This is a genomic window from Micromonospora matsumotoense (assembly GCF_900091525.1).
GTDB classification, from domain to species: domain Bacteria; phylum Actinomycetota; class Actinomycetes; order Mycobacteriales; family Micromonosporaceae; genus Micromonospora; species Micromonospora matsumotoensis.
In genome coordinates this window covers 165314-186072 of the sequence record NZ_FMCU01000011.1, presented here as the reverse complement: position 1 = coordinate 186072, position 20759 = coordinate 165314, and the positions used below count along the sequence as shown (strand labels likewise).

General features: G+C 70.3%; 18 protein-coding genes and 2 tRNA genes. 8 read left to right on the top strand and 12 right to left on the bottom strand.

Features of this window, described 5'->3' with window-relative positions; translation table 11 throughout:
* The first annotated feature begins 137 nt into the window (after positions 1-137).
* Both GA0070216_RS21745 and GA0070216_RS21740 read left to right on the top strand, forming a co-directional pair.
* Entirely contained in the window at positions 138-464 is a 327-nt protein-coding gene (locus tag GA0070216_RS21745; RefSeq protein ID WP_091249199.1) for a helix-turn-helix domain-containing protein, read from the top strand.
* A gap of 513 nt (positions 465-977) precedes the next feature.
* Positions 978-2261 (top strand): tyrosine-type recombinase/integrase, encoded by a 1284-nt coding sequence (locus tag GA0070216_RS21740; protein WP_091249196.1) that lies wholly within the window; start codon positions 978-980, stop codon positions 2259-2261.
* A 17-nt stretch (positions 2262-2278) separates the two neighbouring features.
* Here the strand turns inward: GA0070216_RS21740 and GA0070216_RS21735 are convergent.
* From GA0070216_RS21735 to gyrB, 6 genes are all read right to left on the bottom strand, one after another.
* Positions 2279-2351 (bottom strand) — tRNA-Ala (locus GA0070216_RS21735).
* Between the two features lie 42 nt (positions 2352-2393).
* On the bottom strand, positions 2394-2522 hold the full coding sequence (locus tag GA0070216_RS35030; RefSeq protein ID WP_218108253.1) for a DLW-39 family protein: 129 nt from the start codon (positions 2520-2522) through the stop codon (positions 2394-2396).
* A gap of 49 nt (positions 2523-2571) precedes the next feature.
* Positions 2572-2645 (bottom strand) — tRNA-Ile (locus tag GA0070216_RS21730).
* A gap of 315 nt (positions 2646-2960) precedes the next feature.
* Positions 2961-3863 (bottom strand): DUF3566 domain-containing protein, encoded by a 903-nt coding sequence (locus GA0070216_RS21725; RefSeq protein ID WP_091249193.1) that lies wholly within the window; start codon positions 3861-3863, stop codon positions 2961-2963.
* Between the two features lie 4 nt (positions 3864-3867).
* Positions 3868-7650 (bottom strand): intein-containing DNA gyrase subunit A, encoded by a 3783-nt coding sequence (gene gyrA, locus GA0070216_RS21720; protein WP_091249190.1) that lies wholly within the window; start codon positions 7648-7650, stop codon positions 3868-3870.
* A 122-nt stretch (positions 7651-7772) separates the two neighbouring features.
* Entirely contained in the window at positions 7773-9719 is a 1947-nt protein-coding gene (gene gyrB / locus GA0070216_RS21715; protein WP_091249187.1) for a DNA topoisomerase (ATP-hydrolyzing) subunit B, read from the bottom strand.
* Between the two features lie 527 nt (positions 9720-10246).
* Here gyrB and GA0070216_RS21710 point away from each other — a divergent pair.
* Positions 10247-10831: a hypothetical protein gene (locus GA0070216_RS21710; RefSeq protein ID WP_091249184.1), complete on the top strand. Its 585-nt coding sequence runs from the start codon at positions 10247-10249 to the stop codon at positions 10829-10831.
* Positions 10832-10887: 56 nt separating this feature from the next.
* Here the strand turns inward: GA0070216_RS21710 and GA0070216_RS21705 are convergent, their stop codons facing one another.
* Complete coding sequence (locus GA0070216_RS21705; protein ID WP_091249181.1) at positions 10888-11388, bottom strand: MarR family winged helix-turn-helix transcriptional regulator; 501 nt, start codon at positions 11386-11388, stop codon at positions 10888-10890.
* Positions 11389-11478: 90 nt separating this feature from the next.
* Here GA0070216_RS21705 and GA0070216_RS21700 point away from each other — a divergent pair, with 90 nt between their 5' ends.
* Positions 11479-11706: a hypothetical protein gene (locus tag GA0070216_RS21700; protein ID WP_091249178.1), complete on the top strand. Its 228-nt coding sequence runs from the start codon at positions 11479-11481 to the stop codon at positions 11704-11706.
* A 3-nt stretch (positions 11707-11709) separates the two neighbouring features.
* On the opposite strand, the gene GA0070216_RS21695 is transcribed toward GA0070216_RS21700, so the two are convergent.
* From GA0070216_RS21695 to dnaA, 5 genes are all read right to left on the bottom strand, one after another.
* Positions 11710-12462 carry a DciA family protein gene (locus tag GA0070216_RS21695; RefSeq protein ID WP_425413178.1) on the bottom strand — a complete coding sequence of 251 codons (753 nt, stop codon included), beginning with the start codon at positions 12460-12462 and terminating at the stop codon, positions 11710-11712.
* Complete coding sequence (gene recF, locus GA0070216_RS21690) at positions 12452-13585, bottom strand: DNA replication/repair protein RecF (RefSeq protein ID WP_091249175.1); 1134 nt, start codon at positions 13583-13585, stop codon at positions 12452-12454. Before recF ends, GA0070216_RS21695 begins: the two co-directional genes overlap by 11 nt.
* 16 nt (positions 13586-13601) lie before the next feature.
* Entirely contained in the window at positions 13602-14474 is an 873-nt protein-coding gene (gene gnd / locus GA0070216_RS21685) for a phosphogluconate dehydrogenase (NAD(+)-dependent, decarboxylating) (RefSeq protein ID WP_091249172.1), read from the bottom strand.
* Between the two features lie 41 nt (positions 14475-14515).
* Positions 14516-15649, bottom strand: coding sequence for a DNA polymerase III subunit beta (gene dnaN / locus GA0070216_RS21680; RefSeq protein ID WP_091249170.1), 1134 nt, complete (start codon positions 15647-15649; stop codon positions 14516-14518).
* 782 nt (positions 15650-16431) lie between these two features.
* A complete protein-coding gene (dnaA, locus tag GA0070216_RS21675) occupies positions 16432-18225 on the bottom strand; it encodes a chromosomal replication initiator protein DnaA (protein ID WP_091249382.1) in 1794 nt (597 codons plus the stop codon).
* 633 nt (positions 18226-18858) lie between these two features.
* Between dnaA and rpmH the strand changes: the two genes are divergently transcribed.
* The 4 genes from rpmH to yidC are packed head-to-tail and all read left to right on the top strand — an operon-like array spanning position 18859 to position 20740.
* On the top strand, positions 18859-18996 hold the full coding sequence (gene rpmH, locus GA0070216_RS21670) for a 50S ribosomal protein L34 (RefSeq protein ID WP_091249168.1): 138 nt from the start codon (positions 18859-18861) through the stop codon (positions 18994-18996).
* A 29-nt stretch (positions 18997-19025) separates the two neighbouring features.
* A complete protein-coding gene (gene rnpA, locus GA0070216_RS21665; protein WP_091249164.1) occupies positions 19026-19457 on the top strand; it encodes a ribonuclease P protein component in 432 nt (143 codons plus the stop codon).
* Positions 19458-19501: 44 nt separating this feature from the next.
* The gene (gene yidD / locus GA0070216_RS21660; protein ID WP_218108252.1) at positions 19502-19741 is read left to right on the top strand and encodes a membrane protein insertion efficiency factor YidD; all 240 of its coding nucleotides are present in this window, start codon (positions 19502-19504) and stop codon (positions 19739-19741) included.
* A 3-nt stretch (positions 19742-19744) separates the two neighbouring features.
* Positions 19745-20740, top strand: coding sequence for a membrane protein insertase YidC (yidC, locus tag GA0070216_RS21655; protein WP_091249157.1), 996 nt, complete (start codon positions 19745-19747; stop codon positions 20738-20740).
* The last annotated feature ends 19 nt before the right edge of the window (positions 20741-20759 follow it).

Below are 20759 nucleotides of genomic sequence, written 5' to 3'. Positions count from 1 at the left end.
CCGCCGACACCCCGAAAACCCGCCCCACCGCCCTCCACCGACCCCCAGCAGCCGCTACCGCTACCCCGCCTACTACGTCGCCTAGTGCTGCTACCAGCAGTCGGCGAAGTAGTACCGCTACCCAGGAGGAAGCACCCGTGAGCACGGTCATCCCGTTCCCGCAGCGCCCTATCCCAACCGAGGCGGGGGGCATCTCCAACACCCGCAGCGCGCCTGTCGTCAGCGCCGTCTACACCGTCGCCGAAACCGCCGAGATCCTGTCGCTGTCCCTCGGCTCCACCTACGCCCTCGTCCGCTCCGGCGAAATCCCCGCGATCAAGCTCGGCGGCCGGTGGCTCATCCCCAAAGGCCGACTCCACCGCTGGCTTGACGACCTGCCCGAGGCCAGCACCGAGGACGTAGCCGCCGAACTGGACCGCATGGAACGCGCCGAACAACGCCAGCACCGACGCAACGGCGCATGAGATGGCCCCCCCCGGTCGGTGCCTGCCGAGCCGCACACCCGGGGGAGGGGCCATCTCATCGGCCGGCAGTGCCGCTAGGTCTAGCGCCACCACCCGCTAGACCTAGCGGCACCGCTAGCGGCCCAACCCCGCCCCCACCTGGCACCTAGCGCCTATCGGCACCACCGGTCAGAACGACTGAACCCCTCCACAGCGACCGACCGACGTGGGTTCAGCAGCGCTAGACGACCGCGACGCCTCACCGTCAGATACACGCTCCGTCACCAACCACGCGGCGACCGACGACCTAGCAGAGCTGCTATCGCTAGCACCCCGCGCTGCTAGGGCTAGCAGACGTGCTAGCAGCCAATCGCCAGCCCCACCAGCGGCATAGCAGATAGCAGCCCACCAGCACCAACACCCCGAACCCCCACCAGAACCCGAATCACCACCCCCGCAAGCCCTGCTAGCACAGCCGACCACCGGCCGCACCACAGATAACACACCGTCACCAACCCAAGGAGATCCACAACCGTGGGACACATCATCAAGACCCCCGCCGGGACTTACCGCGCCAACTGGCGCGACCCATCCGGCCGTCAGAAGGCGAAGACCTTCCGCACTCGCAAGGAAGCCGCCGCGTACCTCGCGGCCACGGAGACGACCGTGAGTCAGGGAACCTACGTCGATCCCGCCGCCGGCAGAACCCGATTCGGTACGTATGCCGAGCGTTGGCTTGCCTCGCGGTCGGTCGAGGCAACCACGTTGGCCGGGTGGACGTCCCGCCTACGCGCGCGGCTGCTGCCGCAGTGGGGAACCTGGCCGGTTGCCCGCATTGACCACCTGGCCGTTCAGGAGTGGGTGACTCGCCTCGGTCGGGAACTGTCGCCGGCTACCGTCGCCTCGTGTCACTCGCTGCTGTCGTCCATCCTCGCGTCGGCGGTGCGTAGCCGGCTGATCGCGTTCAACCCGTGCGAGGGCGTGCGCCTGCCGGCACAACGCAAGCGGGCGGGTGGGCAACTCCTGCTGACGCTCGCCCAGGTGACGGAGCTACTTCTACCGAGCGTTCCGGAGTGGCACCGACCCGTCGTCGCGGCGGCGGCCGGTGCCGGGCTGCGGTGGGGCGAGTGCCTCGGGCTGCGGTGGGCCGATATCGATCTGCCGGACGACGACGACCAGGCCGCCACGCTGACCGTGCGGCGAGTCGTGATCGAGGTCAACGGGCACCCGGCCGACAAGCCGTACCCGAAGACGGCGCAGAGCCGGCGCGTCGTTCCCGTACCGCCGTTCCTGCGCGCCGAGCTGGGTCGCCACCGTGCCCTGACGAACCCCGGCGCTGCCGGTCGGGTCTTCACCAATCAGGCAGGGGACCCGATGCTACGGAGCAACTTCCGGCGCCAGGTGTGGCGACCCTCCCTCGTGCGTGCCGGGTTGCTCGGCAGCGTCGCAGAGGACGGGCCGCACCGGTTCCGGGCGACGTGGCACGACAGCGAACGCGCGGAATGGTCGGCGGAGTTCACCACACACCGGGACGCGGTGGCCCATGTCGCGGTTAAGGCGGCCGGAGGGCTGCGGTTTCACGACCTGCGGCACGGTTACGCCACCTGGCTTGTCTCCAGCGGCGTACCCGTCAACGTCGTCCAGGCGGTCATGGGGCACGAACAGGCGTCGACCACGCTCAACCGCTACACGCACACGCCGGCCGATTTTCATCGACTCGTACGAGGTGTTTTCGCGCCCTCTGCTGACGACTCGCTGACGACCGATGACAACGGTCGATCAAACGAGGAAGACGAGGGTGGGGGAAATGCCCCGTGACCTGCACGGGAGCTGAGTGGAGCCCAGGGGACTCGAACCCCTAACCCCTGCCTTGCAAAGGCAGTGCTCTGCCAGTTGAGCTAGGGCCCCTGGGCGGACCAGGCCGCCGGGTGCTGGCCGGAGCCGGACCGGTCAGCGCAGATCGGGCGAGGTGGTCGCCTCGTGCCAGAGGGCGCGCTCGTCGTTGGAGGCCTTGACCTTCTTGGCCACCACGGCGGCGACACCGATGATGCCGACCAGGAACAGCAGCTTCTTGAACATGGGGCGACCCCTCGCGCTCGACTCGACTGCTCGTCGGAACTGTGTGCGGTGGGGCTAGCTGGAATCGAACCAGCGACCTCAGAGTTATCAGCTCTGCGCTCTAACCGACTGAGCTATAGCCCCGCGTAGCGACGAGCAAGGTTAACCCATCGCATCGTCCGCTCCCAAATCGGGGTGGCCGATGCTCCCGCGCCATCCCGACCGTACCGGCCACCCGGCGAACGGGCGAGCCGATTCCGGCGGGGGCGGGGTAGGAGATCCGCTCCATCAACGCGATCCAGGGGTGTCCGCGCCGGCGCGGACACCCCTGGATCGGCCCATGAGCGCGGGGACGGTCCGGCGGGTCGGTGGGGAAGCACGACGCCGGGGCGACCGCTGTGCGCGGTGCCCCGGCGTCGGGTCGGATCAGTAGCGCCCGGCGGGCGGGCGCCGTTCGGATCAGTCGCGCTCGGCGAGCGTCAGCTCGATCCCGCCGACCAGGTCGGCGCAGACGTTGTAGACGAACGCGCCGAGGGTGGCCAGCGCGGTGAACAGCACCACGTTGACCAGCCCGACCAGTGCGGACGTCAGGATGACGCCCTTGGCGGTGATCTGGAAGCCACCGTCGGCGCCCTGCCCACCGCTGGCGCTGACCAGGTCGGTCAGGCTGTCGTTGACGCTCTGGAAGACACCCATCGCGTCCAGCGCGAGGTAGAGCACCGAGGTCGCCACGACCACCACGATGAACAGGACCACGGAGACGGCGAAGGCGAACTTCATCACGGACCACGGGTCGATCCGCTTGAGGTTCAGCCGGGCCCGGCGCGGCCCCCGGGAGGCGGCCGAACTGACCGAGGTACGCGCGGCGCGTACCGCGTCACCCACCCGGGCGGCACCGACGGCGGCCGGGCCACCGAGGCCCGGTGGCAGCCCACCGCCGTTGGCGGGCCGGGCGTTACCCACGCCTGCGGCGGGACGCCCGGGTTCCGGGGACGGCCGGAACCCGCCGCCGACCTTCGGCTGGGTGCCGGTCGTGGACGGTGAGGCGGCTGCCCCCACCGAGATCGGCTGTGTCGTGTTGCTCGACCTGGCCGCCGCGGCCACCGCCTGGGTGGCGGAGGAGGGCGCGTCGGTGCCCGTCGTCGGGGGCTGCTCGGTCGTCCCCGAGTCCTCACCGGGCTTGTCCGGCGGCGGTGCCATGCCGGGTGCCCGGGTGAACTTCGGGGCAGGCGCGTCGGCGGGGACGGTCGCCCGGCCCACGGCGGCGCGGCCGGCGGGGGTTGTACCGCTCTTGGCGGCCTCCTCGTCGACCGGGGTGGCCGAGGTCCCCTTGTTCCCCGACTTCGCCTGTGTCTCCGTCATTCAACTAGTCCTGTTCGTCAGGCTCGTCGGCATTGCGAGCAATCGCCACGATAGTCACGCCGTCCGGGAGGTCCATCAGCTTGACCCCCATTGTGTTCCGGTCACGGGTGCGGCGTACAGGCTTCACCGGAGTCCGAATGACGCCGCCGTTGCTGGTGATCGCGAACAGCTCGTCGTCCGGGTCGATCACGACCGCGCCGACCAGACCACCGCGGCGCTCGGTGATCTTCGCAGTCAACACGCCCTTACCTCCCCGACCCTGGACCGGGTATTCCTCGATCGGGGTGCGTTTCGCATATCCCCCGTTCGTGGCCACCAGGACGTCCAGACCCTCCCGGACGACCTCCATGGCCAGCAGGACGTCGTCGTCGGTGAAGCGCATGCCGATCACGCCCGAGGTGGCCCGGCCCATCGGGCGCAGCGCCTCGTCGGAGGCGTTGAACCGGATCGCCTGCGCCTTCTTCGAGACCAGCAGCAGATCCTGCTCCGGCGCCACGAGGACGGCACCGACCAGCTCGTCCTCATCGCGCAGGTTGATCGCGATGACGCCGCCGGACCGGTTGGAGTCGAACTCCTCGAGTCGGGTCTTCTTCACCAGGCCGTTTCTCGTGGCCAGTACCAGGTAGGGAGCCACCTGGTAGTTCGGGATTTCGATGATCTGCGCAATCTGCTCGTCCGGCTGGAAGGCGAGCAGGTTGGCCACGTGCTGGCCCTTGGCCACCCTACTGGCCTCGGGCAACTCGTACGCCTTGGCCCGGTACACGCGGCCCTTGTTGGTGAAGAACAAAATCCAGTCGTGTGTGGAGCATACGAAGAAGTGGCTGACGATGTCGTCCTGCCGCAGCGTTGCGCCGCTCACGCCCTTGCCGCCGCGCCGCTGGGAGCGGTAGAGGTCGACCTTGGTGCGCTTGGCGTACCCGGTGCGGGTGATGGTGACCACCACGTCCTCGCGGGCGATCAGGTCCTCCATCGAGACCTCGCCGTCGAACGGGATGATCTTCGTACGCCGCTCGTCGCCCCACTTCGCGACGATCTCGCTCAGCTCCTCGGAGACAATCTTCCGCTGCCGCTCCGGCTTGGCGAGGATGTCCTTGAGGTCGGCGATCTCGATTTCCAGCTTGGCCAGGTCGTCCAGGATCCGCTGCCGCTCCAGCGCGGCCAGCCGGCGCAGCTGCATGTCCAGGATCGCGGTCGCCTGGATCTCATCGATCTCCAGCAGCCGGATCAGGCCCTGCCGGGCGTCGTCGACGGTGGGCGAACGCCGGATCAGGGCGATCACCTCGTCCAGCGCGTCCAGCGCCTTGGACAGACCGCGCAGGATGTGCGCCCGCTCCTCGGCCTTGCGCAGCCGGAACGCGGTCCGCCGCCGGATCACCTCGATCTGGTGCTCGACGTAGTAGCGGAGGAACTGGGCCAGGTTGAGCGTGCGCGGCACCCCGTCGACCAGCGCCAGCATGTTGGCGCCGAAGGTCTCCTGGAGCTGGGTGTGCTTGTAGAGGTTGTTCAGCACCACCTTGGCGACCGCGTCGCGCTTGAGCACCAGCACGATCCGCATGCCGGTACGCCCGGAGGACTCGTCCCGGATGTCGGCGATGCCGGCGAGCTTGCCCTCCTTGATCAGCTCGGCGATCCGCTCCGCCAGGTTGTCCGGGTTGACCTGGTAGGGCAGCTCGCTGACGACCAGCGCCGGCCGGCCCCGCTTGTCCTCCTCGACCTCCACCACCGCGCGCATCCGGATGGACCCGCGACCGGTCCGGTACGCGTCCTGGATGGCGGACTGACCGACGATCAGCCCGTGGGTGGGGAAGTCCGGGCCCTTGACGATCTCCAGCAGCGCTTCGAGGGTGGTCGCCTCGTCGGCCTCCGGGTTCTCCAGGCACCACTGCACCGCCGCGCCGATCTCGCGCAGGTTGTGCGGCGGGATCTTGGTGGCCATCCCGACCGCGATGCCCTCGGAGCCGTTGACCAGCAGGTTGGGGATGCGCGCCGGCAGGATGGTGGGCTCCTTGGCCCGGCCGTCGTAGTTGTCCTGGAGATCGACGGTGTCCTCGTCGATGTCCCGCAGCATCTCCATCGCCAACGGGTCGAGCTTGCACTCGGTGTTGTGGCTGACGAAGCCGTCGGAGACGAAGGAGTGGTCCTCGGTGTCCACCCGGACGCTGTAGACCGGCTGCACACCCGCATCGGCGACCTCGGCCACCTCGGCGTAGTAGAACCGCCCGTCGACCAACGGCTCGACCACGTCGAGCACCTCGGTGTTGGTGATCCGGGCGGCGATCTCGTCGCGGTCCCGCTCCCAACGCTCGATCCGGTCGACGTTGTGCCGACGCAGCCAGTCCCGCTCCGTCCAGCGCTGCGCGCCGTGCTCGCGGATGAAGTCACCGACCAGCGGCACATGGTCGCTGGAGAGCGCCGTGCTGCTCGCCGGCACCGAGGCCAGCTCGGACTCCAGCTTGGCCTGCTTGCGGCCGAGGAAGCCGACGTGAGCGGCGAAGATCCGGGCGTCGCGGCGGTTGGTCACCACCACCTTGATCTCGCCGTTGTCGTACCGGGTCTGCCGGCTGATCACGCCGAACTCCAGCAGCAACTGCTGCACCTCGCGGGCGAGCCGCTCGCTGCGGGTCGAGTACGAGACCTGGATGGTGTTGCGCGGCAGCAGCGAGGACGATCCGTCGCCCTCGAACAACGCCTGGAGGAACGCGCGCTTGATCGCCGCAGGTCCCTGCCAGACGAACTCGGGCACGAACTTCGCGGCGCTACGGGCGCCGATCAGCTCGCCGAGGACGCTGGCGCGCAACGCCGAGAGGTTCTGGACGTCCATCTCGTGCAGCACGCTGCCGGAGGCGATGGTCCGCTCGCTCACATGACGTGGTCCACCGACCGCGAGATCGTAGGCGGCGAGGACCCGGACGAAGAACTCCCGGTCCACGTTGTTGAAGCCGGCCCGACCCTCGGACACCCAGCCCTCGCTGACGAAGGCACCGGCGAGCACGGCCGCCTCGACGTGCTCCAGCATCGGGTAGCCGATCTCGTCCGGCACCGTCCGCTGGAGGACCACCCGGTCGCCCGGGGAGATCTCGGCGAGCAGCTTCCAGAGCAGGGTCGGCACCCCGGCCACGTCCACCAGGCAGAGCACCGGGTGGTTGTGGGTGCCGGTCAGCTCGTACCCCTCGCGGGTGCGCAGCCGCAACGTCGGGTGCTCGCCGGAGTGGAAGAACTTCGAGGCGCGGACCAGGTCGCCGTTGCGGTCGCGGACCTTGAGGTCGACGTCGGTCTCGCTGTTCGGCGCGGCGTCCGGCACGACGTCGGCGATCCGCACGCTGCCGACAGCCGTACCAATACGGACATTTGCCGCCAAACAGTACCTCATAGCCGCAGCCGGATCGTTTCCGGGCGAACCGAAGTTTCCGTTGCCGTCGACCAGCGGGTAGCGCAGCGACCAGGGCTGGGCCATCCGGACCAGCGCGTCATAGATGGCCGAGTCACCGTGCGGGTGGAACTGCCCCATCACGTCGCCGACGACCCGGGAGCACTTCACGTAGCCCCGGTCCGGCCGGTAACCCGAGTCGTACATGGCGTAGAGGATCTTGCGGTGGACCGGCTTGAGCCCGTCCCGGACGTCCGGCAGTGCCCGCCCGACGATCACGCTCATCGCGTAGTCGAGGTACGAGCGCTGCATCTCGACCTCGAGCCCGACCGGCTCGATCCGGTCGTGCTGGACGACCGCCGCGACTGGTGTCTCGGGGGTCTCCGGCTCGTTCGGGGTGGACTCGGGAGTATCGGTCACTGTTAACCCTTATCAGACTCAGAGTCGTGTTCGTGCTGTGGATAACGTTGTGGAAAGCGGCCAAGCTGTGGATAACCCGGTGGTCGTGGGCCGGCCGGTGAGCCACCGGCCGGCCGACGACGTCAGATGTCGAGGAACCGCACGTCCTTGGCGTTGCGCTGGATGAACGAGCGGCGGGCCTCGACGTCCTCACCCATCAGCACGCTGAACAGTTCGTCGGCGGTGGCGGCGTCGTCGAGGGTGACCTGACGCAGGGTCCGGGTCGCCGGGTTCATCGTGGTCTCCCACAGCTCGGGGTAGTTCATCTCGCCGAGACCCTTGAACCGCTGGATGTCGTCCGGCTTGGCGTTGGGCTTCTTCTGCTGGCGCAGCGCGATCAGCCCGTCGCGCTCCCGGTCGGAGTACGCGTACTGCGCGTCGTCGCCCTTCCTGTTCCACTTGATCTTGTAGAGCGGCGGGGCGGCCAGGTAGACGTGGCCCAACTCGACCAGCGGACGCATGAAGCGGAACAGCAGGGTGAGCAGGAGCGTCTGGATGTGCTGGCCGTCGACGTCGGCGTCGGCCATCAGCACCACCTTGTGGTACCGCAGCTTCTCCATGTCGAAGTCGTCGTGGATGCCGGTGCCCAGCGCGGTGATCAGCGCCTGGACCTCGTTGTTCTTCAGCACCCGGTCGATCCGGGCCTTCTCCACGTTGAGGATCTTGCCGCGGATGGGCAGGATCGCCTGGGTACGCGGGTCGCGACCCTGCTTGGCCGAGCCGCCGGCCGAGTCGCCCTCGACGATGAAGACCTCGGACTCGCGCGGGTCGGTGGACTGGCAGTCGGCCAGCTTGCCCGGCATCGAGCCCGACTCCAGCAGCGACTTGCGCCGGGCCAGCTTGCGCGCCTGCTGGGCGGCGATCCGGGCCCGGGCCGCCTGGGACGCCTTCTGGATGATCGTCTTGGCCTCGGCCGGGTTCCGGTCGAACCAGTCGACCAGCCGGTCGTTGCAGACCCGCTGCACGAAGCTCTTGACCGGGGTGTTGCCCAGCTTGGTCTTGGTCTGGCCCTCGAACTGCGGGTTGGCCAGCTTGACCGAGATGATCGCGGCCAGACCCTCGCGGATGTCCTCACCGGAGAGCTTCTCGTCGCCCTTGAGCAGCTTCTTGTCCGCGCCGTAGCGGTTGACCACGCTGGTCAGCGCGGCCCGGAAGCCCTCCTCGTGAGTGCCGCCCTCGTGCGTGTTGATCGTGTTGGCGAAGGTGTAGACCGACTCGCCGTACGACTCGTTCCACTGCATGGCGATCTCGACCGACATGCCTTCTTCTTCGGCGGCGAACTCCACCACCGTCTTGTGCATCGGGTTCTTCGAGGCGTTGAGGTGCCGGACGAAGTCGGCGATGCCACCCTCGTAGTAGAAGGTGACCTCGCGGGGCTTGCCCTCCTCGCCCTCCGCGACCCGCTCGTCGAGCAGGTGGATGGAGAGCGCCCGGTTGAGGAAGGCCATCTCCTGGAGGCGGCGGTAGATGGTCTGGAAGTCGAAGTCGGTCGTCTCGAAGACGTCCGGGTCCGGCCAGAAGGAGACCGCCGAACCGGTGCGGTCGGTCGTCTCGCCCTTGTCCAGCGAGTCGGGCTTGGAGTTGTGGTACTGCTGCCGCCAGACGAAACCGGACTTGTGGATCTCGACAGCCATCCGGGTGGAGAGGGCGTTCACCACGGAGACGCCGACGCCGTGCAGACCGCCGGAGACCGCGTACGCCTTGCCGTCGAACTTGCCACCCGCGTGCAGCACGGTCAGCGCGACCTCGACACCCGGCTTCTTGAGCTTCGGGTGCAGGTCGACCGGGAAGCCACGGCCGTTGTCGGTGACCCGGACCCCGCCGTCGGCGAGCAGCACCACGTCGATGGTGTCGCAGTAGCCGGCGAGCGCCTCGTCCACGGCGTTGTCCACGACCTCCCACACCAGGTGGTGCAGACCGCGCTCGCCGGTCGAGCCGATGTACATGCCGGGCCGCTTGCGGACCGCCTCCAGTCCTTCGAGGACGGTGATCGACTCTGCGCCGTACTCCTGCTTGTCCTGCGCTGCCACCCTCGGCCACTTTCTCGCACCATCCGCGCCGGGGCGCGGGAGCGCGGGTTCGGCGGACAGGACACGACGTCGGCGCACACGGGCGACGCCCGGAGGGCGGCCGCGGATCGTGCGCGCCGGTCGCCGCGGTTGCCCGCGGATCGCGATCGGCCAGACCCGACCCGGGACGTTGATCAAGGGCCGGTGAAGGCCCCTGTCCGTCGCACCGCGTCAGGTCGTCGTCTCACCGTCAATCTTACTGTGCGCACACGACAGAACCGCCACTCGGCACCCCTTGAAGGCGGCTGAGACCCTCGTAGCCGGCCGAATCTCGCTGTCCGCGACTCCCCCTACACGCCCCGGCTCGGCCTCCGTGCCCACCGCCACGGAATCGACCGGCTCGCCGGGCGGCCGGGGGGTCGCGCCCGGAGGCGGCCGTACCGTAGCTTTGCGGCGCGCGGCAAAGCTGCCCGTCTTGATCTTTTCCCCCCGTAACCGGGACGATGGACCCGATCGACCCGACCCGTGCTCTCGAGAGGTGACACCCGATGGGGCTGGACAATGTCGCGGTGCACTGGCCGCGGACCGGCCGCTTCTACGACCCGGTCGCGCCGGCCGAGTTCGTCGACTTCGGCGAGATCGTGGACGTCCCCCGGATCTCCGCGCCGACCGCCGCGCTCGCCGAGCACATCGCCAAGACGGGCACGGTCCGGGCCACCGCCTACACCGAGCTGGTCGACCTGATCCTCGGGCTGGAGAATGTGCTCTACGCCACCGACGCCGCCGCCGAGGACGAGGACCCGGTGATCGACCCGGACGGTTGCGCCTGGATCGCCGGCGGGGTGGAGAAGTTCGTCGTCCAGCACCGGCCGCACGGCGAGACGGTGACCTTCGAGTCGGTCAGTGACGTGCTCGGCGCGCTGCTCGGCGACGGCCGCCTCGCCGAGCAGCAGCTGCGCTGGCTGGGCAGCCGGCTCGACCGGCTGCGCGACGAGAACGGTGACCCGCCGCAGTGGGACTTCACCTGCGCCGAGCTGGGGGTGCTGGCCGCCTTCTACCGGCGCTGCGCCGACCGGGGCTTCGCGGTCTATGCCGACGCCGAACCCGGTCGCCGTCCCCTCCCGCAGATCTGAGGTTGCCGACCCCGCGCCCCGGCCTGGTCGTCGCCCCGGCCGTGCGGCGTGTGTCGCTAGCCGCCGGGCGTCGGGGGCGCCGACCCGGCGGGCGGAGGGCCGGCCGCCACCGCGCCGTTGGCGGCGGCGATCACCCGGGTCAGCGCCCCGTGCAGGTCGCGTAGCTCGGCCAGCGGCAGCCCGAGCCGCGCCACGATCGCCGGGGGGATCTGCTCGGCGCGCTCCCGCAGCGCCCGCCCGCTCCCGGTGAGCGACACGGCGAGGCTGCGCTCGTCGGCGGGGTCCCGTTCGCGGCGGAGGTAGCCGGCCGCCTCCAGGCGCTTGAGCAGTGGCGACAGGGTGCCGGGGTCGAGCTGGAGCAGCCGGCTCAGCTCGCGGACCGACAGCGGCGCGTGCTGCCAGAGCGCCAACATCACCAGGTACTGCGGATGGGTCAGCCCCATCGGTTCCAGCAGCGGCCGGTAGACCGCGACGACACCGCGCGCGGCGACGGAGAGCGCGAAACAGACCTGCTCCTCCAACGCCAGCGGATCGCCTTCGGGCGGGCCGTCCACCACCGTGCACCTCCTCGTCACCGTTGCGATGATAGCAATGCTTGGTGTACCAATGATTGGTACACCAAGCAACTTGAGGGAAGGTCGGTGCCGATGAGCGAGGACAAGCCGGCGGCGAAGGCCCCGGGCGAGGGCGGTCGACTCCTGGCATGGGCCTTCAAGAACCTGACCGGCCCGCCCGAGGTGCAGGGCGCGGTGCAGGGCGGCTCCCGGCAGGCCCGGGACGCCTGGAAGGAGGACCTGGAACGACGCAAGCAGTGGAGCCGTGACCAGCGGGAACGCAAACGCGCCGAGCGGGAGGCCCGCCGCGCCGAACGCTGACCGTCAGCCGTAGGTGTCGCGCGGTCCGCGGCCGCGTACCCGGCGCGGGCCCCGGGACCAGGACGGTGCCGCCGGCCCGTGGATGTGCAGCTTGCGGACCACGTTGTGGCCGACCTCCCCGGCGATCCGCTTCAACAGCGAACCGGCGAGCAGCCGCAACTGGGTGGCCCACGCGGTCGACCGCGCCTCCACGGTCAGCTCGCCGTCCTCCAGCTTGACCGGGCGGCTGTGCTGGGCGATCTCCGCCCCGACGACCTTCTCCCAGGCGCCGAAGACGGTCGCCTCGGCCGCCGGTTGCTGCCAGCCGCGCGCCTTCATCAGCCGCTCCAACACCGCACCCAACGGCTGCGGGTCACGCGGGTCCGGCCCCGGCCCGGAATAGCCGCGCAACCGCCGGCCGCCACCGTCGGCCGCGCCGGTGACCCCCGGGCGACGGTTGCGGGCCGCCGACTCCCGCCGGGCCCTCGCCGCGTCCAGCACCGCCCGCGCCAGCTGCGGTCCGGACGCACCCGCCGCGCCGTCAGCACCGCCCGCGGGGCCACCCGCTCCGGCCGAACCGCTGCCGGTCGCCGGACCGCCGGTACCCCCACCCGGCGCGGCGTCCGCACCGGTGCCGGCCGGTCGGGCCCGGGCACCGCCCGCGCCCCCACCGGCTCCCCCGGGGGTACGCGCACCACCTGCCCCGCCCGAGGAGGTGCGCCTCGCACCGCCCGTCCCCTTCCGGGGCCCGGCGGGTTGCTCCGGCTCAGTCGACACGGCGGACCGTCCCGTCGCCCACCGCGTACCGGGCGCCGCGCAGGGCCGCCGGCACGTCGTCGTCCACCGCACAGGTCACCAGCAGCTGACCGGCCCCGCCGACCAGTTCGGCCAGTCGTTCCCGCCGACCCGCGTCCAGCTCGGCGAAGACGTCGTCGAGCACCAGCACCGGCTCGATCCCGTCGGCGCGCAGCAGGTCGTACCCGGCCAGTCGCAGGGCCAGCGCGTACGACCAGGACTCGCCGTGGCTGGCGTACCCCTTGGCGGGCAGCGGGCCGAGGGTGAGGACGAGGTCGTCACGGTGCGGCCCGACCAGGGTGGTGCCCCGCTCGATCTCGGCCGACCGGGACTCCGCCAGCGCGCCGGTCAACGCCTCGGCCAGCACCGCGCGGTCGGCGGTCGGCCCGGTCAGCTCCACCGACGGCCGGTACGCGATCCCCGCCGCCCCCGCGCCCGCCGCCACCGCGTCGTACGCCTTCGCCACGTGCGGGGTGAGCGCGGCGACCAGTTCGAGCCGGCCGGCGAGCAGCTCGGACCCGTGCTGCGCCAGGTGGGCGTCCCAGACCGCCAGGGTGGACAGGTCACCGCCCCGCGACCCGCCCGTCTTGCGGGCCAGGTACGCCGTACGCAGCAGGGCGTTGCGTTGCTTGACCACCCGTTCGTAGTCGGCACGCACCCCCGCGTACCGGGGCTGCCGGAGCACCAGCAGGTCGTCGAGGTAGCGGCGGCGTTCGGCCGGGTCACCCCGGACGAGTTCCAGGTCCTCGGGGGCGAAGAGCACCAGCCGCAGCGCGCCGATCACGTCGCGGGCCCGCCGGGCCGGTGAGCGCCCCAGCCGGGCCCGGTTGGCCTTCCCGGGGACGATCTCCAGCTCGATCAGGAGTTCCCGGCCGTCGTGCACCACCGCGCAGCGGATCACCGCCGAGGTGGCGCCCAGCCGGACCAGGGGGGCGTCGGTGGCGACCCGGTGCGAGTCCAGGGTCGCCACATAGCCCAGCGCCTCGGCCAGATTGGTCTTGCCGACGCCGTTCGCCCCGATCAGGACGTTCGGCCCCGGCTCCAGGTCGACGCCGACCCGCTCGTACGAGCGGAAGTCGACCAGTTCGAGCCGGCGGACGTACACAGCCTGTGGATGCCGCTCAGCGCTTGTGCACGGCGTGCCCACCGAACTGCTGGCGCAGCGCGGCGACCGCCTTCATCGCGGGTGAGTCGTCCTGCCGGGAGGAGAACCGGGCGAACAGGGCGGCGGTGATGACGTTGAGCGGGACGGCCAGCCGGATCGCCTCGTCGACCGTCCAGCGCCCCTCACCGGTGTCGTCGGTGTAACCGGTCAGCGTGGCCAGCGACGGGTCCTCGTCCAACGCCCGGTCCAGCAGGTCGAGCAGCCAGGACTGGACGACGGTGCCCTCCCGCCAGGACTTGATGATGCCGGGCACGTTCGTCACCATCTCGGCGGCGGACAGCAGCTCGAAGCCCTCGGCGTAGGCGTGCATCAGGCCGTACTCGATGCCGTTGTGCACCATCTTGGCGTAGTGGCCGGCGCCGACCGGGCCGGCGTGCACGAAGCCGAAGTCACCGGCCGGCTTCAACGCCTCGAAGATCGGCATCAGGTGGTCGACGTGCTCCTGCGCGCCGCCGACCATCAGGGCGTAGCCGTTCACGTTGCCCCAGACGCCGCCGGAGACACCGACGTCGACGTAGCCGATGCCCCGCTCGGCCAGCCGTTCGGCCCGGGGGGCGTCGTCGCTGAACCGCGAGTTGCCGCCGTCGATGATGATGTCGCCCTCGCCCAGCACCTCGGCGAGCGCGTCGATGGTCGCGTCGGTGACGGCAGCGGGCACCATCACCCAGACCGCCCGGGGCGACTCCAGCTTGTCGGCCAGCTCAGCGAGGCTCGCGACGTCGCTGCGGTCGGCGTTGCGGTCGTAGCCGACCACCTCCTGCCCGGCGGCGCGCAACCGCTCGCGCATGTTGCCGCCCATCCGGCCGAGTCCTACCAGGCCGAGCTGCATCTGCCCCTACCTCCGTGCGTCTGGGTGGTGCCGGTGCGCGATCAGCGGGACACGCGGATCGGCATGATGAGGTACCGGTACCCAGAGATGACCTCGCCATCCTCACCGGCGGGCGAAATCACCGCCGGCTTGAAGGCGTCCACGAACCGCAGCAGCGCGTACTGGGCCCCCAGGTTGGCCAGCCCGTCGATCAGGTACTGCGGGTTGAAGCCGATGGTCAGCGGCTCGCCGGTGAAGGTGGCCTCCATCGCCTCGCTGGCCCGGGCCTCCTCGGTGCCACCGGCCTCGACGACCAGTCCGTCGGAGCTGAAGCTGAGCAGCACCGGCGTGGTCCGCTCGGCGACCAGGGCGACGCGCTTGACCACCTCGATCAGGGTGCTCACCGGGACCCGTGCCTCGGCGTTGCTGTTGGCCGGGAAGAGCGAGCGGACCGGCGGGTAGTTGGCTCCGTCGAGCAGTCGGCTGGTGGTCCGGCGGGTGCCGCCGGAGAAACCGATCATGCCTTCGCCTGCGCCGCCCTGGGACAGCGCCATGGTCACCTGACCGCCGAGCGGGCCGAGTGCCTTCGCGGTGTCGTTCAGGGTGCGGGCGGGGACCAGGGCGTTGATGCTGATGTCCGGGTCGTCCGGGTTCCACTCCATCTCGCGCAGGGCGAGCCGGTAGCGGTCGGTGGCGAGCATCGCCAGGGTGCCCCCGGAGAGTTCCAGCCGGACGCCGGTCATCATCGGCAGCGTCTCGTCCCGGCCGGCGGCGATGGCCACCTGGGCGACGGCGGCGGCGAAGGCGGCGGCCTCGACGGTGCCCGCGCTCTCCGGCATCTCCGGCAGGGCGGGGTAGTCCTCCACCGGCATGGTCGGCAGGGTGAACCGGGCGCTGCCGCAGACCAGCTCCAGGTGGGCACCGACCGCGGCGATGTCGACCGGCTTGGCCGGCAGTGCCTTGGTGATCTCGGCGAGCAGCCGGCCGGAGACCAGGGCGGCGCCGTCGGCATCGCCCTGCACCTCGACGGTCACCTGGCTGGAGACCTCGTAGTCGAAGCCGGAGACCTGGAGGTTGCCGTCGGTGACCCGCAGCATCACCCCGGCGAGCACCGGTACGGACGGCCGGCTGGGCAGGCTCTTGGCGGTCCACGCCACCGCTTCGGCGAGCGCGTCGCGCTCTACTCGGAACTTCATCAATGCCTCCGCGTCGACGTCAGCGACAACTCTCTCATGCCGACCGCTGCCCACCGTCCCGCCCGACCGTGCGGGTACCCATCGCACCTTAGGGCGCGTGGGCATCGGCTGTGCGCCCGACCCCGTGCTTCCGGTGCCGGGCCGACTGCCGACGGCAGTGCTGCGCCCGATCCACAGGAAGTCCAACGGTGATGATTGGTTTTTGATTCTTAGAAGAGATAACTACATCGTCTTCATCGCACCTGTGCAAACTGTGGGTAACTCGCGTCGTGGCAGGTCAGACACGTTATCCACCGGTGGGTTCGCTGTGGAGAACCCGGGGGTAAACCCGGTCGGCCGTCCACAGGCACCCGCTGTCCCCAGCGTTGTCCACCGCCGTCCACCGGTTGTCCACCGGTTATCCACCGGGTTTACCCCCAGTGCTGTGGACGACGGCGTCGGCCCGGAGCCGGGTCGTCCCCAGAACCTTCAACAGGTTGCCCACAGGCCCTCCGTCGGCTGTGGACCGCGCACCGGTTGTCCCCAGCCGTCCACAGCATCGTCCCCAGGGTTTATCCACAGTCTGTGGGTAACTGGCTCCGGACAGAGCGTGGTTATCCACCGGCTGTGGAACAGGGGGTGTGGACAACCGGGTCGTCCTGTGGACGAACGTGACGTGTCATCCACAGATCGTGGGCCCTCGACCCGGTGCAGGGTCAACCCACCGGGGGCGTGCCGACGCGAAGACGCCCGGCCGAGATGGTCGGCCGGGCGTCGATGAAGCGGTGGGAGTGGCGTACGTCTCAGGTGTTCTGCTTGATCCGGTTGGTCAACTCGGCGATCTGGTTGTAGAGCGAGCGCCGCTCCGCCATCTGCTGCCGGATCTTCCGGTCGGCGTGCATCACCGTGGTGTGGTCCCGGCCGCCGAACGCCTGCCCGATCCGGGGCAGCGACAGGTCGGTCAGCTCCCGACACAGGTACATGGCCACCTGGCGGGCGTTGACCAGCACCCGGGAGCGCGAGTGCCCGCGCAGGTCCTCCAGGCTCACCCCGAAGTACTCCGAGGTGGAGACCATGATCTGGTCGGCGGTGATCTCCGGGCCGGCGCCGTCGGGGATGAAGTCCCGCAGCACCTCCTCGGCCAGCGACAGCTCGACGGTGGACCGGGTGAGGCTGGCGAACGCGGTGACCCGGATCAGTGCCCCCTCCAGTTCCCGGATCGAGTTCGACACCCGGGAGGCGATGAACTCCAGCACGTCCGGCGGGGCGTAGAGCCGCTCCTGGGCGGCCTTCTTCTGGAGGATCGCGATCCGGGTCTCCAGGTCGGGCGGCTGGATGTCGGCGAGCAGTCCCCACTCGAACCGGGTCCGCAGCCGGTCCTCCAACGTCGCCAGTTGCTTCGGCGAGCGGTCGGACGTGATCACGATCTGCTTGTTGGCGTTGTGCAGGGTGTTGAAGGTGTGGAAGAACTCCTCCTGGGTCCGCTCGCGGTTCTCCAGGAACTGGATGTCGTCGATCAGCAGGATATCGACGTCGCGGTAGCGACGCTGGAACGCGCTGGTCTTGTCGTCCCGCAGGGAGTTGATGAAGTCGTTGGTGAACTCCTCGGTCGAGACGTACCGGACCGAGCGGGCGTTGCCGAGCGTCTGGGCGTAGTGCCCGATCGCGTGCAACAGGTGCGTCTTGCCCAGCCCCGAGCTGCCGTAGATGAACAGCGGGTTGTACGCCTTGGCCGGCGACTCGGCCACCGCGACGCTCGCCGCGTGGGCGAACCGGTTGGACGAGCCGATGACGAACGTCTCGAACATGTACTTCGGGTTGAGGCGGTTGCCGCTGCCCTCCGTACCGCGTCGGTCACCGCCACCGGGTCGATGGTCGGCACCGGCCCGACCGGGCCCGCTGTCGGTGGCGCCGTCGCGGGCCAGGCCGCGCGGACCCTGCTGGTCGCGCGGCGGCCGACCCTGGTCCCGGTACGCGGGCTCGTAGCCGCGCGGATCGGTGTCCGGCTCGGGGCGGTGGCGTTCCTCGAACCCGCGCCGTTCGGGGGCGGGGTGGTCCATCCGTGTCGGTTCGGCGAAGCCGGCACCGAACAGGGTGTCCTGACCGCCGTCCCGGCTGGCCGGGACCCTGGCGGGACGGTGTCCGTCGTGCTCCGGTGGCGGCCGCTCCCCGGGCTGCTCCGGCGGTGGCCCGGCATCGCGCTGGTACGACGGCTGCGGCTCGTCGTAGACCGGCGGCCGGAATCCGGGATAGTCATCCACGGCCGGGCCGGTCTCCACCGGGGCGGATTCCGGTCCGCTGCGGTAGAGGGTGCCGGCCGGCCGGCCGGCGGCGTCGTCGGCGATCCGCACGGTGACCGCGACCTGTATCGGTCGGCCCAGCCGGCGGGTGAGCGCCTCGGTGATGGCCGGTCGCAGCCGTGACTCGATGACGTCCCGGGTGAAGGCGTCCGGCACGGAGAGCAGCGCGGTGTCCTCGACGATCGCCCGCAAACGGGTCAGTCGGAGGTAGGCACGCTGCTGGGCGGAGATGATCTCGTCGGCGAGTTCGTCCGTCGCCGCGGTCCACACCGCGGCAAGGTCGATTGTTCCGGCCACCGTCGTGCCACCCCCTCGCCTCTGCTCCCGACCGCCGCTGTGGTCCAGCGGTTGTGCCGGGCCCGCCACCGCGTACGCGCGGGTGGTGCCACTCACCCACCGGACGGCTGACCGGCCGGCGTCCACAAGTTATCCACAGCCTGTGTGTACCGACCGATTGTGGCCGCCCGCCGGACGCGGGTCGGACCTGCCCCCTGCCGGGGAGGGCGTTGAAGCGGGTTCACCGTGCCGAACGATTCACTGCCGGGTCCGGTCTTGCCCTCCGCCGACAACCCGGAATCGAAGCTGACCGCAAACGCGCACGGTAACAGCGACGGCGGGCCGCCATCAACCGCCGCCACCCCGACGCCTGCCCCGACCCGGGTGGAGAACGCCTGATCGGCGGGGTGCCGGCCAGCGGACCGCCGGCCCGGGGTGGTTTGACGGTCATTGCCCCCCTGCGTAGGGTGGAGGGGCTGCTCTGTCGCCCTCTGCTAGGGTGATGGGTGCTTGCTGTCCGTGGTCGCTGCCCCGCATCGCCGAGGTTTCGCGCCGCCGGGCAGCACCGATCGGAGGCCACCGCCGAGGTGGTCTGGTCCATCAAACGACCCCGGCGAACCCGCGCCGGGGACGTACGAAAACGGAGAGCCTGACGTGAGCAAGCGCACCTACCAGCCGAACAACCGCCGGCGCGCGAAGACCCACGGCTTCCGGCTGCGCATGCGCACCCGTGCCGGCCGCGCCATCCTGTCGACCCGCCGCGCCAAGGGCCGTGACCGCCTGTCGGCCTGAGGCCGACCGGTCCGAGGACGTGGACAGTCGTGCTGACGGCCGCACAGCGCCTGCGGCGTAGCACCGACTTCGCCGCAGCGGTCCGTGGTGGTCGACGCGTCGGTCGTGGTGCCGTCGTCGTCCACCTGACGTTGCCGGCGACCTCCACATCTCCAGCGACCACACCCCTCGGGACAACCTCGCCGGAGCCGGCGCGGAGCACCGACCCGGAGCTGAGCTCCGGATCGAGCCGCGCCGGCTTCGTCGTGTCCAAGGCCGTCGGGCCCGCCGTGGTCCGCAACAAGGTCCGCCGCAGGCTGCGGCACCTGGTCCGCGACCGGCTGGCCGCGCTGCCGGACGGCAGCACCCTGGTGGTACGCGCCCTGCCCCCCGCGGCCGGGACGCCGTACGCCCGACTGGGCAGCGACCTGGACGCGGCGATCGCCGCCGCACAGACGCCCCGGGCACGGCGGTCGCGGTGAGCAGCGGACCCGCCGTGTCGGCACGCCGGAGCATGGGTGCCCGGATGCTCAGTGGCCCCATCATCGCGTACCGTCGTTGGATAAGCCCGGCACTGCCGGCCCGCTGCCGGTTCTACCCGTCGTGCAGTGCCTACGCCCTGGAGGCGGTCACCCGTCACGGTGCGCTCCGGGGAGCCGGCCTGACGGTCCGGCGGCTATCGCGCTGCCACCCTTTCCACCCTGGTGGACACGACCCGGTGCCGGAGCCGGGCGGTCGCCGACGCGCCGACGTGACTGGAGTCTGAGAATTGAGTCTCGACTGGATCTACTACGCGATCTCGTGGATCCTGCTGACCTGGCACTCGGCGTGGGACGCCATCGGGGTGCCGGTCCGCACGGTTCTCGGCACGAACTGGTCGTGGATTCTCGCCATCATCTTCCTGGTGGTCACCGTCCGGGTGATCCTCTTCCCGGTCTTCGTCAAGCAGATCAAGTCTCAGCGGGCCATGCAGGCGCTCCAGCCGAAGGTCAAGGAGCTCCAGGAGAAGCACAAGGGTGACCGGGAGACGCTCCAGAAGGAGATGATGGAGCTTTATCGGAAGGAAAAGGCCAACCCGCTGATGGGCTGCCTTCCGATGTTCCTCCAGATCCCGGTCTTCCTCGGTCTCTTCCACGTGCTGCGCCGGCTCGACCCGGCCAGGGAGGCCAGGAGCCTCTACGGCTGGACGACCGAGCAGTTCGACAGCGCCTCCAGCGCCACGATCTTCACCGCCCCGATCGCCGGCAAGTTCGGCTCCACCGCCGACGAGTTGGCCCGCCTCGGTGCCAACGGCACCACCGTGAAGGTGATCGCCGGCATCCTGGTCCTGGTCATGATGGGCACCACCTACCTGACCAGCCGTCAGATGATCCTCAAGACCGGCTGGGCGGAGGACCCGCAGCAGCGGATGGTGCAGCGGCTGATGCTCTACGGCATCCCGCTCTCCCTGCTGGTCTCCGGCTCGATCTTCCCGATCGGCGTGATCATCTACTGGGTCACCAACAACCTGTTCACCCTCGGCCAGCAGCAGTGGGTGCTCCGCAAGTTCCCGCCGCTGGTGACCAACAAGGGGGTCGCCGGCAACAAGGCGACGACCACCGCCGGCCGGGGCCCGGTGCAGCCGGCCAAGACCGGCGGCTTCCTCAACCGGAACAAGCCCGTCGCGCAGGTGCCGGCCAAGCCGGCCGCGCCGAAGGTCGCCGGGCCGAAGCCGGGCGCCAAGCCGGCCAACCCGAAGAAGGGCCCGGCCAAGCGCCAGGGCTGAGCCACCGGGCCGCCGCCGG